Consider the following 14,485-nt stretch of genomic DNA (forward strand, 5'->3'; position numbering starts at 1 on the left):
TTCGGCAAGGACAAATAATCTTTGCAAAACACATGATCTAATTTGTAAAAGGCTCAGTTGCTCCTTTTTGATCTCAAAAAATCCAGCCTCAAACCGGTTCGTTGGAGTGCTTTCCATGGGAACTCGGCTTAGGCTGGTCTGGAGGGTTGGTCGGGACCTCCATTCTTCGATTGGAAAAAAAAAGTGCTACCCGAAACGACGAGCTGGTTGGTGTCGATCGGGAGCACCTGGTTTAGCTACAAGCCCTTAGCGAATAAGGGGTCAATAACTCGTGTTGGTGATTGATGCTCAGTGGTTTTCATCTTTGATAGATCCAAGATACAACAGGAATGGGCAGCCCCATTTTAACCGTAAATTCAGGAGGGCTTTTTACAAATTTCGATCGACGAAAAACAGGATTTCATGACGAGTGGGAGGCAACCCTTTTTAGGACCAATTTTAGGGTTTACAATCAACCGAAATAACGGCGGATAAACGATGAATCTGATAGGTGAAGGGGAACTGAATTAGTCTTCCTTAACGAGTCGGAAATTTTGAATGGATCCTGCTTGTTCCACCCGAATCAGATAGGTGCCATTCGGCCGGTTGCTTATATCCAAAGAGAATTGATGTGAGAATACATGGGTACGGGTTAAAACCTCCTTCCCGGAAAGGTCGGTAATAGTAACCCAAAATCCGCCTTGTCCATTAACGTTTTCCAGCAGGAAGGCCCACTGGTGGGATTGGGGTAAATGCGAATACGCTCAGTATCCGATAAGGACGACTCCTCTCCTACTCCAACCGTATTCACAGTATAACAGGCTGAAGTATCCATGCAGCCACTTCTCTCCAAAATGAGTGCATAACTGCCGTTAGCTTTCGGCTCAAAGCTCCGTGAAGTTTCTCCGGTAACGGGTTGGTCGGTTTTACAATCTATCCAGGTATATTGAGTCGCGTTCATCTCCTTTGACTCTAAAACACTGTTTGACAGCGCTATTTGAGTATCAAGGTAAATGACCATTAGGTGGTGTTCTTCCAGGCTATCACAGCCGTGCATGGTCAATGTGTATTTGGATAGCGTTCGCGGAACACTGGTCGTATCCCCATTAGGAAAGGTGAACAATTCACCCTCACAGATCGTATCAAAATATTGATCATGATAAGAAGGATTTACCCATAAGGAAGTTTTAAAAATGCTATCACAACCAACCACATTCTGGTAGGAAAGCGTGTACACACCTGTTGTATCCACCAGACTGCCATCAGGAAGTGTATGGGTTTGTCCCTGGCATATCGTATCGGCATGAGCCTGATAAAAGGAGGGTTTAACAACCAAGTGGGTTTCTATCAAACTGTCACAACCCTTGGAGGAGACTAACCGGCTCAGGTACTTTTGATTCCTAAAACCTTTCTGTCCATCGGGAAATAGGATCGTATCACCTTGACAAATGGTATCGAAGCTTGCCAAGGACCAAACCGGATGCCTCGTGAGTTTGGTAATAATCATTTGATCGCAATAACCAATCGTTTGATGCCTGGCTGTATCAAGCCTGGATACGGTAGAGGTATCGCCATCCAAGAAGGTGTAAACCTGCCCTTCGCAGATAGATGCGTTTTGCTGAACGAATTTCGCTGGAAGGGCCTTTACGCTTACTATTAAGATCGAATCGCACCCCTTTTGGGTGGACAAGAAGGTAGTATCGAGAATGCTTTTGGATATTCTTGTAAAGGAACCGTCTGGAAAATAATAATGCTTCCCTTCACACAAAGAATCTGTGGTGGTAAAGATATAACTGGGAGCCACAGTCAAATTGGTTACAATTAAGCTATCGCAACCCAAGGTTTGAACGACTGAAGAATCCGTTTTAGAAACGGTGGCTGTATCTCCATCGCGAAAAGTATAAACTGTAGTATCGCAGTGAAGGACATTTTGCCAAAGCTCATTTCTGGTGTTGTGTAAAAAAGTCCTTTTAATAGTATCTCTGCACGAAGGCGAAACGGCCTGAACTGTATCGTAATAGTAGCCATCATTTTTCCGGTAAACCCCATAGATAAGTGAACTATCTCCCAGGCAAATCGTATCGCGAACAAAGGACTTGGGATGGTAATCGGCTCCAGTTACGGTGGTCAAAGACCATTTGTTTTCAGCATGGTAATCAAAAAACGGTTGCCCCCGGTAGTGACTTCCTGAAAAAAACGGACACCCCCGACTATCGTATACAGCAGAGTTTAATGTACCTGGACAAGAAAGTCTTGTAGCACCAATTAGGTTTGAGCTAAGGTTACTGTAATTCCAAGCACTCACTCCAGATCGTGGTGATGCAATGTAATACGGCGACACTCCGGGCCAATCATTGGAAATAGGCTCCAAGGTATCGTTGCAGGAGCAAACGGTAATACCAGACAAGGAACTTGGTCTTAGGACTTCAGTATCTATTTTTCCGGTCCCGATGGAGGCATAAATGCCAAGCGAAAAATCGAAGTACACATAAACGGTAATGAGGTCGTTTAAGGGCCAAATATCAACATTGGTAAATCGGTAGGTATTGTTTCCCATCGATGTAGGATAAAGATAGCGAGTCTGGTTGCCAGTATTGCCCATGTTTTCAATAGCGACGTATGGCATTCCTCCTGTTGGTGCGGTGGTTAGCTCTACATCAACGGTGGCACCCTTTCCCACACAATTGGCTTTCACTACTGTAGTTACGCTTTTAACAGAGGGGTTGGTTTGAGCTTGAGCCACTAACCCGAAAAAGAATCCACCGAAAAGTGCAATATAGAATGGGATTAGCTCAATTCGAAATTTCATGATTATATCAATCTACCTTTTGATCAGTTTAAACTCCTCGGTAGATTGTTCTCCAACAACCTTGATCAGGTAAGTACCGGCATCTAATAAAGTCAAATCGATGGGTACGATAGGTTGTTCACTCTCCGTTCGATTTAAAACCTCTCTCCCCTGGCTATCCATTACCCGAATATTCCAGGTACCGGTTCTTGATCCCAAATCCACCACAAAATCTCCGGAAGTTGGGTTAGGGTAAATACGAATATCCTTGCCTGAAGATGGATTCTGGGAAAACTCGTTTAATCCAACTGCCTCGAAGACGTAACAAGCCGAAGTATCCACGCACCCGTTCTCCCCAATGACCAGGGCGTAGGAGCCATTTTGAGTCACGGTAAATTCCGATGTGTTTTGTCCGGTAATTACCTGGCCGGTTTGACAATCAATCCAGGAATAGGATTGGGCCGATTTGTTGGAAGCAATGAGTACCCCATTGTTCTTAGAAACCGCAGTATCCACACTTTTCAAGGCCAAGTGAGTCCGTACCAAACTATCGCAACCGTATTGGGATTGTAACTTACTCACCTGGAAAGTGCTCGAATTGCCAGTGGATCCATCAGGGAAAGTATAAGTCTGGCCCTGACAGACCGTGTCGTAAACCCGAACCGAATAATCGTCATGCGTAATTAGTGTGGTCTCAATCAAGCTATCGCATCCCTTGCTATCCGTTAAAGTACTGGTATAGACGGTATCAAAAGCAAAGGTGAATCCGTCGTGAAAAGTAAATGGTGTTTTAATGCAGGTGTAGGCCGTGTCCTTTCTTTTGGATAGTGGGTGAACCAGCAAGGAATCAAAAATCAGGTGATCGCAAAACCCGGGTTGTGTGATCAAATTGGTATCGACCATGGACCTACTGGAGGTATCACCATCTCTAAAAGTAAACAACTGTCCTTCGCAAATGGAATGATACTGATACTGTCCGGTTGGAGGAATAATGGTCAATTCAGTGTATACGATGGAATCGCAACCCGATAGGGTGCTCAAAACACTTGTATCCTTCATAGCTACGGCTGATCTTCTTCCATCCGGAAAAGTAAATACCTTTCCCTGGCAGATTGAATCTTTGCGGCTGGACTGAAAAGCCGGACTCACCTGTAATGTGGTCACAACCAAACTATCGCACCCAAAAACATTGTTTAACCGACTGGTATGTACAACGCTCACATCTGAGGAGTCTCCATCAGGAAAAGTGAACCATTTACCAGCACAAATGCTGGCTGAGCTCTGCGTTCCAGATAGTGGATTTACCGCCAAATGCGTAACAATATTACTATCGCATCCAAAAGAGGAAATCAAATAACTGGTGTCAATGCCGGCCGTTTGAGTCGAATTTCCATCAGGAAATTGGTACCAATCTCCTTGACAAATCGAGTCGTTCACCGTTACCCAATGATGTGGCATCACATTTAAATCCACCACCAAAATATCATTACAAATCCCTGTCGATAAGGCACTCGTGTCCATTTTCGAAACCGTTGCCGTATCTCCATCCAAAAAGGTGTAGGTAGTTCCCTGGCAATGATAAATTGTGGTATCAAAAACCGACCTGGGAGTAATGGTAACCAAATGCGTAACAAGGGTATCGCAGGCGGAGGCATGTACCACAGAATCATAATAAGTACCTGCTGCTGTGACGGCTTGATTTCCAACCCATAAGGTATCACCTGCACAGATTGAGTTATTCACCGATTTACGCTTGATATTGTCGGCAATTATTAAATCTCCAATACCCGTAGGAACACTTGTAAGCAAACCCTGGTAAATAGGACATCCTCTGGCATCAGTCAAGGTACATTCAAAATCGCCGGGAGGTAAACTAATTGGTAAAGTACCGGATCCGCTTGGACCAGGTACCCATTTGGGCCAATAAGAAATGGTTATTGGCAGACTGGCTCCAGGAACGATGTAGTTTATACCGGTCGTAAAATCGCAGGAAGAATAATTTCCCCCACTTGATACCCACAGTTGATTAGAGTTTAAAATGTAGGCGTAGCCTATGGTAATTTGGACCACATTATCGTCGGCCTGCACATTTACATTATTCACATTGGAATTTGCGGAGACACCGTTGATACCTTTGAAGGTATATACATTCCCCACCCTAGACATAGAAGAGTAAAGCCAATTGATGGTTAAGGAATATCCTGAAGGAAGAGCCCCTGACAGGGTTACCTGTAGCTCAGCACCATTGCCGTGACAATCGGGAAGCTTGGTGGTACTGTAACCCGTTACTGATGGAAACTGGGCAAACAGGGCTGTAGCGGCCAGGCACAACAACACGGTTGTGAAGAAGATTCTGAAATTTTGGGCGGTTATCGGCAGCATAGTAAAGGTCTTATTAAACTAATTACTAAGATAAATAAATCTTAAATGACTAATAACCAAAGTCCTATACTAATTGACCAAGACCCATTTTATCAGACCAAACGTCCCATTATGATTTATGGAATTGGGTATGGATTCGGCTAACGGGTTTTAACCAATCGAAAAACCTGCTCTTGTCCATCCAATTGAATCGAAATGAAGTAAGTACCTTCTGGTTCAGCGGTCAAATCGATGAATTGTTTAGAATCGGTCAAATTCCTTTGCTCCCAGACTAACTTCCCTTGAGCATCAGCAATCATTACCTGATAAACCTTTCCCTCCTCATTCAACTCAAGCACAAATTCGCCGGATGTTGGATTGGGGTAAATGCGTACTAACTTCTCGATCGTATTTGGGTCGTAAACGCCTAATTGCAGCGAAGAAATGGTGTAGCAAGAAGAGGTGTCAACACATCCATTATCCTCAATAATCAAAGCATAACTACCGTTTTGACTGGCCGAAAACTGAGCTGTATTTTGTCCAGACACCATTTGCCCCGATTGACAATCTATCCACGTATAAGATTGAGCCGACTGATTGACAGCAGTCAATACAGATGTGTTTTGGACCACCGAGGTATCCGCCTGCTTAAAGGTTAATAAGGTGCTCACCAAACTGTCGCAACCATATTGGCTCTGGAGTTGACTGGCGTGAAAGGTACTTGACGTAGTCGTCGAACCATCAGGAAAGGTATACACTTGACCTTGGCAAACGGTATCATAAACTCGAACGGAGTAATCCGGGTGGGTGATCAATTGGGTCTCCAAAATGCTATCGCATCCCATTTTATTGGTAAAGTAGCTACGGTATACCGTGTCGTAGGCAAAACTAAACCCATCGTAAAAAGTATGAGGTGTTCCAACGCAGGTGTAAGCTGTATCCTTTGTTAAGGACAGCGGGAAAACGTATAAGGAATCTAAAATCAATTGGTCGCAGCTTCGAGGTTGAGTAAGCAAATTGCTATCCACCTTAGATATACTCGATGTATCTCCATCTCGAAAGGTAAAAACCTGCCCCCAGCAAATGGTGTGATATTGATATTGACCTGTCGGTGGGGCCACTGTCAATTCCGTATAAATAACAGAATCACATCCTAAGGAAGTGGAAACTATACTTGTATCCAACTGGCTTGTACTGGAAGTAGAACCATCAGGAAAGGTGAAGATCTTTCCCTGGCAAATAGTATCCTTTCGATGAGTAATCGGAGCAGCAGTTACGGTCAATTGGCTCTCAATCTTATAATCGCAACCCTGAGCATTTAATAAACTGGTATGAGTTTGTGCTACTTGTGATTGGGTACTATCCGGGAAAATAAATACCTGTCCTTGACAGATCGTGTCTTTTTCTTTGTACAAAGGAGCCGGTGTAACGTACAAGTGACTGACAATGACCGAATCACAACCACGACTTGATGTCAATTGACTGGTATGGGTTTTAGACACTTTGGATTGAGTCCAATCTGGGAAATAAAAGGTCATACCTTCGCAAATGGTATCGGATTGAACATTTGCGTAGTTCGGATACACCTTTAGGTCGGTAATAACCAAACTATCACAGCCAAATTTATCCGTAAGCAATGTGGTATCAATCACATTAACTTGACTGGAGTCTCCATTCGGAAAATAATAGGTATCCCCCTGACAGATAGAAACTTTTTTCTCATTGGTATCCAATGGCCGTATTGCCAAATAGGTTAATAACAAACTGTCGCATCCTTGGGAATTGGTAAAGAAAGTGGTGTCCCACTGCCGAGTTCTTCCAGTATCGCCATCCGGAAATATATGAAAGTCTCCCGGACAAATGAACACAGGTGAAGCAGTGGTTTTGGGCGGATCAAGTATTTTTAGATCAACAATATAGACGCTATCGCAACCTGCTGACAAGCTCACATAGGCTGTATCCTTTCCGCTGACCCTCGAGCTATCTCCATCTTCAAAAAAGTAAGTTCTCCCATAACACAAGGTGTCTTTTCGATGCTCGATTTTTTGGGAAGCCGGGAGCACAACCAAGTTAAAAATAGAATCAGCATGAATACCCACCTTCGCGCAATTGGTATCGCGATGGGTGCGGTACCCCTTGACATATCGGCCTCTAAACAACACTGAATCACTCGAACAAATCTTGGTGGTATCATTTACTATTATCGCTGGGTTAGGTACTGTTATGGTCCAGGAATTAAGCATATGGTAAGAAAATATGGGCTGGCCGATATACTGATCCCTGAGAACACAGGACACCCTAGCGAATCATATAGTCCTACGGTTTGGGTGGAACATACTTGGTCAGGTTTTCCACTCGGCGGACTTCCTCCATGATAACCACGCCAAGAGTAGCCTACGCAACAATTAAAAGGCACTGTTCCCACTGCGGGTCCAATATGATAGCCCGAAAGCTTTTGAGTGCCAGCCTTAAATTCAACTGTATCGCAACATCCCAAGGAACTCATTTGAAAACCAAAGGGCACTTTTGCCAAATCAATGGGGATACTCATCGTCGCAAATTGAACATAATATAAACCGTCATAAGCCTCTACTTCAATCGAGTTGGCAAATAAGGGATGAACATCCACATTGGTAAATCGATACTTCAGGTTGCCCAAGTGAGTGCCCGTAAAACGCCAATTGTTTACCGGATTTGAATAGGTGTGGGGAGCTCTTAAAACAATCGTACTCCAAGGCATAGGAAGAGAATCCAATTCTATTTCAACAATGGCTCCATAACCCATGCAATCTGCATTTTTGACGATGGTGGTCTTTTTAATACTTGGGTTATTGGGAATTTGAGCCACCTGTTCCAAAGGAATAAAGCACAAGAAAAGGAGCAACAGAAAAATCCTGTTATGCCAGGTTGAAGTCGGAATCATGATTAGTCAATCAAATGGTGAATTCCGAAATTACTACAAATTCAAACATCTTCTCGCCAGATTTAACCACTCACTGACGAAATACCTGTTTTTCAGATTACCAGACCTAAGACTGTAAAATTCAACTTTACCTCTGCACACTCCTCTCCAAAAATCCCTGCAACAACGAAAGGATCAAACTAAAAGCAAGGGCCCACCAGAAGCCATCTACCCAAAAGCCGTTGATTAAATAATCGGCGAGCTGAATAACGAATACATTGATAATCAGCAAAAACAATCCCAAGGTAAGGACCGTAATTGGGATAGTAATAATGATCAATAAGGGTTTGACCCAGGCATTGAGCAAGGCAAGTACTAAGGCCACAATGATACCGGTCCAAAAACCGTCCAAATGGATTCCAGGTAAAAGCCATGCCGTGGCATACACCGAGATAGATAGAAGCAGCACCCGGCCAAAAAAGGAAATGCGTTCTTGATTTTCCATTTGATAAAAGTACCACAAAGCGCTTTGCCATAAAAGGCTATTTTTGGCCGAAATCACAAAAAATATGATTGAAGAAGTAGTATCAGATATTCCATTCATTACCAATGACGCTGTCGTTTTTGGTATTCTGGTGGCCCTGTTGATGCTGGTGTTCAAAACCAGTGAAATGAAAACTTTCAAAGGGTTTTATTCGATTTTCCCAGCACTCCTCCTCTGCTACTTTCTTCCCTCGCTTTTTAGCACCTTGGGCGTTATCTCTCCTTGTTGGATAGATATGTCAGCGGCAATAAGTCATTTAACCAGCCAGGGTTATGATCTTACGGGTATTCATGACGTTGGAGAATTCAAAAAATGGGCTTTCGCCAATGAAGTGGGCAACGACATTTTATCTCCCTTCATCAGTAAATCCAAGCTCTATTTTGTGGCTTCGCGTTACTTGCTCCCAGCGAGTTTGGTGCTGCTTACCTTGAGCATCAACTTGAAGGAAGTATTTAAACTTGGCCCCAAAGCTCTGGTTATGTTCTTTACCGCAACCATTGGTGTGGTTTTGGGTGGACCATTGGCGGTTTTGATCTTTTCTTACATCTCTCCGGAGGTTGTAGGTGGTGTAGAACCGAACGAAGTTTGGCGGGGAATGACCACCGTGGCCGGAAGCTGGATTGGTGGTGGTGCCAACCAGGCTGCGATGTACGAAATCTTTAAAGAGGGTGACAAAAACCTCATCTCAGGAAGTATGTATTCCATCATGATTACGGTAGATATCGTAATTGCTGAGGTATGGATGTTCTTCTTACTGCTGGGTGTGGGTAAATCAAAAGCGATTGACAAATTCTTTAAGGCAGATGCCAGTTCGGTGGAAACGTTGAAAAACCACATGCATGAGTTCAGCCAGAAAATTGCCCGTATTCCAACCTTCAATGACTTGATGATTATCGTTGGTATTGGACTCGGAGTTACCGGCCTTTCTCACTTTATCGCCGGTTACATTGCCCCTTGGATTAAAGAAACCTCTCCCTTTTTGGCGGAAACGTTTAGCCTTGGATCTGGTTTCTTCTGGTTGATCGTATTGGCTACCACCTTCGGAATTGGACTGTCTTTTACCAAGGCTCGAAACTATGAGGGAGCGGGTGCATCCAAAGTGGGAAGCGTATTCATCTACATTTTGGTAGCTACCATCGGTATGAAAATGGACATTCTGGCTATTCGTGAAAATCCAATGATCTTTTTGGTAGGACTCACTTGGATGGCCTTCCACGTCGGCTTGCTCTTTGTGGTAGGTAAAATGATTCGCGCTCCTTTCTTCTTCCTGGCTGTAGGAAGTAAGGCCAATATTGGAGGAGCTGCTTCGGCCCCTGTTGTGGCTGCTGCCTTCCACCCTTCCCTGGCTCCGGTAGGCGTTTTACTGGCCGTTTTGGGCTATGCCTTAGGAACTTATGGAGCTTGGATCTGCGGGATATTGATGTCGGGAGTGGCCCCTTAGGGTTGTCTCTTGGCTAACAACGGGTTCCCGGCGAGTTGAATAACTTTGTGAAAACGGCAAAGAATTTTACGGCGATTAGCCAACCATTTCGGGATTTCGAAGTTCTTTGTAAATGAGGACCCTTTTGAAAAAATTTGGTTACATAATCCTGCTTTTGGCAGCACTTTCGTCGTGTTGGCCAGGCATAAGCTATGCCCACGATCACGAAGGGGATCTTCATTCCTATTCCTTTGTAGAAAACCGCAACCAGTGGCCAGATCAAATCCACTACCGGGTGGAGATTCCATCAGGCAAACTCTACCTCGAAAAAAACAGACTCTTTTTTCACTTTTCAGATTGGTCGCAATTGCACTCCTGGCACATAGGTGAGGCGGAATTTGAAAATGACAATGTGGTCATAAACCACCACAGCTATGAAGTAGAATTTGTGGGGGCCAATCCGGAAGCCAAGGTAAAAGGGAATTTCCCCTCGATCTCTTACTACAATTTCTTCTTAGGAGATGATCCTGATCAATGGGTCTCGGATGTACCGGCCTATCAAGAAGTTATTTACGAAGATTTGTACCCAGGCATTGACCTAAAAATATACTCGAAAGAGGATCAGTTGAAATACGAATTCATTGTAGATCCAATGGCCGATCCCAGTCAAATTCAACTGCGCTACAAGGGTCAGGATCAGTTAAAAATTAAGGATGGACAACTCGAAATCCACACTTCTCTGGCTGAAATCCGGGAAGATCGTCCGGTACTGTTTCTGAAAAAACAGGAAGAGCTTACCCAAATTCCGGGGAGTTACCTGCTTCGTAAAAATACGGTATCCTTTCGGGTAGATGGATCCTACAATGGGCATGACACGCTGATCATTGATCCAACCATGATCTTTTCGACCTATTCGGGATCCACTTCACCCAACTTTGGTTACACAGCTACCTTCGATTCTGAGGGATTCCTTTATTCTGGCAGTACGGTTTTCGGAAATGGTTACGACACCACCTTGGGTGCCTTCCAAACCACCTTTGCCGGAGGTTTTGGTCCAGGTGGAACGGATATCGCCATTACGAAATACGACACTACTGGTGGCTTTATGGTCTACTCTACCTACTTAGGTGGAACGGGTGATGAGCAACCGCATTCGATTGTAGTCAATAGCCGCGATCAGCTGTATATGCTGGGTACTTCGGGCTCGCTCGATTTTCCCACGGCAACCAATGGTTTACAGAGGCAACTTAAGGTACCCAATGTGCTCAACAATGTGACCTTAGGCGGCATGGGGATTCGCTTCGACCAGGGTTGCGATATGGTTGTGGTAAAGTTTAGCAACGATGGAAAATTCATGCTCGGAGGTACCTACATTGGAGGAAGTTCAAACGACGGCCTCAATGACTACGATTTGGGCACTCCGGTGGTACGCCGCCTGAAATACAACTATGCCGATGAGGTTCGGGGAGAAATTGATATTGATCGCGACGACAATGTCTACATCGCCTCCACCACGATGTCTAACGACTTTCCAATTGTAGGTAATACTGTTTTTACCAGCTACCAATTTGGTAAGCAGGATGGTATTATTGTCAAGTTAAAAAATGATTTATCCGGCATCATTTGGAGTTCCTATTGGGGCGGCATTGGACTCGATGCCATTTACTCATTGGCTATTGACCGCAACAACAACATTGTAGTTGCTGGTGGAACTACTTCACCTAATTTCCCTGCAGGATCTCATCCCCGTTATCGATCTCAACAAGGAGGCCGCTGTGATGGATTCATCAGCCATATCAAAAGTGATGGTACAGCGATCATCAACAGTACCTATTATGGAACACGTCAATACGATCAGGTCTATTTTGTGGATTTAGACAAGGACGAAAACATCTTTGTCTACGGACAAACCGAAGACTCTACCAACCACTTTATAAGGCATGCAGCCTATAACACACCTCGAAGTGGTCAATTTGTAACCAAGTTTGGGCCTCAGCTGGACACCATTCACTGGTCTACCACATTTGGTACGGCAACCGGAGTTGGACAATTGGCCAGCCCCAACATCTCGCCAACAGCGTTTTTGGTAGACTTGTGTAGCAGTATTTACCTGTCTGGTTGGGGAGGTGCTACCAATCAAAGTCCTATTGTGACTAACAATGCTGGACATACAGGAGGCATGGACACGCTTGGCATTGTTCCTGGTAACCTCGTTTCTGGTACAACAGATTCCAGTGACTTTTACCTCATGGTGCTCAAGGATGATGCATCGCAACTGGTGTTTGGTGCCTTTATTGGAGGAAGCGCTGCCGAACACGTAGATGGTGGAACGAGTAGATTTGATAAGAAGGGTAAGATCTACCAATCGGTGTGTGCTGCCTGTGTCAATACCACTGTTCAGTTTCCAACGACTCCGGGTGCTCATGCCCGAAATTCAGGATCTGCTTCGTGTAATAATGCGGTGTTTAAGATGGACTTCCTCCCACCTACTGTGGTTTCAGAGTTTCAGATTCCTGCCGAATTGTGCATCAACGATTCTGTTCAGGCAATCAACTTGAGTAAGGAGCAAAAATCGTCGACCTATAAATGGTTTTTTGGCAAGGATTCATCCACCCAAAAGGAGCCTTTCATCACTTTTGATAGCACAGGAACTTTTAAGGTGACTCTTATTATCATCGACTCCACTTCGTGCAACATTGTGGACTCATTAACCAAGAATGTATCTGTTAGAGCGGCTAACCTAAGCTTCTTTCCCAACGATTCCCTTTGTTTGGGCGATACCATTGATATTGGTGGAAACTTTGATCCCAGCCTAACTTATTCCTGGATTCCCAATCACCGACTAACGAATCCTAACTCCATGTTAACCGGGGCTTACCCTACACAAACGACCAATTATAGAATGCTGGTATCCGGCCCAAATCAGTTATGTACGGATACCTTCCAAATTACCTTGCAAGTGGACTCAGCCGTTGAAGCTCTTTTTAGCCTACCCGATTCTGTGTGCGAACCGTTTCAGGTTACTGCTATGAATCAGAGCACCTTGCTCAGCACATCCACCTGGATCTGGGACATCACGCAGTTAGGAACCACCACCGTGGCCAATCCCCAACTTCAGATCAGTAAGAAGGGAGTATATCAATTTGAACTTCGAGTATCTGATAGCCTTTCCTGCAACAAACACGACACCCTGATTCGGGAAGTAATCGCCGAAAGTGATACCACTTTTCCACTTTTTCCGCAACTGGCTTGTAATCGCGTAGGCGTTGAAATTGGCATTCCTGACACTTCAGGTTATACCTACCGATGGACCAGTGGCTACGAGTTGAGTGACTCCACCGTTTCGCAACCCATTGCCAATCCGGCAACAGATACGACCTATTTCTTGTTGATCGACAAAGGCATTTGTACCGATACGGCGGTGCAAGAGGTATTTATCGATTCCATTTTACTGGCAACAGATGGAGATACCAATGTATGCCTAACAAATAGCCAATCCGTGGAGATTGGTGCTACAGGTTTTGGTACTTCTTCCAAATTCCACTGGTCGAGCGATACTTTATTTAGCGATACGTTAACGGCGCTCACGGATAGTACATTGTTGGTTACCCCAAGTGGTTTTGTAAGCACTTATTATGTTCGCGCTACCTCCTCACGAGGTTGTTCACGAGCCGATTCTGTCATTGTTAGAATCAACGATTTTGGGATTCGCACCTCCAATGATGCCTCCATTTGCTTGGGCGATTCGGTTTGGATGAATGTGATTAGTGATGTTCCCGGCGATACCTTGTTTGCTCGATGGACACCGTTTGAGGAAATGCACACGAGTAACGATAGCACCTCTGTTTTGGTGACACCTTCAGAAGATCGCTGGTATCAGGTAGAAGTGGAAAACCGAATCAAATGTTTGATCGTGGATTCCGTGTTTATTGAGGTTTCAGAATTGGACACCCTACAGGCAGATGCCACTACTAATCGCGATACAATCTTAAAGAACCAATTTGCTCAACTGGATGTTACGCCTAAAGGTTTTGCCTATAGATGGGAACCCGAGACGGGATTGAGTAACACCACCGCAGCCGATCCTCAGGCCAGTCCCCAGGAAACTACGACTTACGAGGTCACCGTATTTGATCCCAATAAACCGGAATGCGAAGTGAAGCGTAGTGTATTGATTCAGGTGGATGAAATAGTGTGCGGTACTCCATTCATCTATTTACCCAATAGCTTTACACCCAACGAAGACGGCAAAAATGACAAACTCTATTTGCGTGGAAAATATGTAGACCACATGGAACTCTACATTTATAACCGCTGGGGTGAAAAAGTCTTTCAATCGAATGAACAATCCGAAGGCTGGGATGGCCAATACAAGGATGCACCGGCTCCCGGGGACGTTTATTCCTACTACCTCTATGTAAGATGTGTAGATAATCAGGAATACGAAACCAAAGGAGACATTACCCTCATTCGATAAGTGAGAATGATTAG

8 protein-coding genes are annotated in these 14,485 nt (G+C 44.5%); 2 read left to right on the plus strand and 6 right to left on the minus strand.

Annotated elements, in window-relative coordinates; translation table 11 throughout:
- Positions 1 to 506: 506 nt before the first annotated feature.
- From KFE98_20230 to KFE98_20255, 6 genes are all read right to left on the minus strand, one after another.
- Entirely contained in the window at positions 507 to 704 is a 198-nt protein-coding gene (locus tag KFE98_20230; GenBank protein UTW64756.1) for a T9SS type A sorting domain-containing protein, read from the minus strand.
- Complete coding sequence (locus KFE98_20235; protein ID UTW62301.1) at positions 632 to 2,788, minus strand: hypothetical protein; 2,157 nt, start codon at positions 2,786 to 2,788, stop codon at positions 632 to 634. Before KFE98_20235 ends, KFE98_20230 begins: the two co-directional genes overlap by 73 nt.
- Positions 2,789 to 2,800: 12 nt before the next feature.
- A complete protein-coding gene (locus tag KFE98_20240; protein UTW62302.1) occupies positions 2,801 to 5,149 on the minus strand; it encodes a T9SS type A sorting domain-containing protein in 2,349 nt (782 codons plus the stop codon).
- 140 nt (positions 5,150 to 5,289) lie between these two features.
- Positions 5,290 to 7,371: a T9SS type A sorting domain-containing protein gene (locus tag KFE98_20245; protein UTW62303.1), complete on the minus strand. Its 2,082-nt coding sequence runs from the start codon at positions 7,369 to 7,371 to the stop codon at positions 5,290 to 5,292.
- Complete coding sequence (locus KFE98_20250) at positions 7,350 to 8,051, minus strand: hypothetical protein (protein UTW62304.1); 702 nt, start codon at positions 8,049 to 8,051, stop codon at positions 7,350 to 7,352. The genes KFE98_20245 and KFE98_20250 overlap by 22 nt, the downstream gene beginning before the upstream one ends.
- A gap of 127 nt (positions 8,052 to 8,178) precedes the next feature.
- Positions 8,179 to 8,535 (minus strand): phage holin family protein, encoded by a 357-nt coding sequence (locus KFE98_20255; GenBank protein UTW62305.1) that lies wholly within the window; start codon positions 8,533 to 8,535, stop codon positions 8,179 to 8,181.
- 64 nt (positions 8,536 to 8,599) lie between these two features.
- Here KFE98_20255 and KFE98_20260 point away from each other — a divergent pair, with 64 nt between their 5' ends.
- Both KFE98_20260 and KFE98_20265 read left to right on the plus strand, forming a co-directional pair.
- Positions 8,600 to 10,015, plus strand: coding sequence for a DUF819 family protein (locus KFE98_20260; GenBank protein UTW62306.1), 1,416 nt, complete (start codon positions 8,600 to 8,602; stop codon positions 10,013 to 10,015).
- Positions 10,016 to 10,139: 124 nt separating this feature from the next.
- The gene (locus KFE98_20265; GenBank protein ID UTW62307.1) at positions 10,140 to 14,471 is read left to right on the plus strand and encodes a gliding motility-associated C-terminal domain-containing protein; all 4,332 of its coding nucleotides are present in this window, start codon (positions 10,140 to 10,142) and stop codon (positions 14,469 to 14,471) included.
- Positions 14,472 to 14,485 lie beyond the last annotated feature (14 nt).

This window comes from bacterium SCSIO 12741, from assembly GCA_024398055.1.
Taxonomy (GTDB): domain Bacteria; phylum Bacteroidota; class Bacteroidia; order Flavobacteriales_G; family Salibacteraceae; genus SCSIO-12741.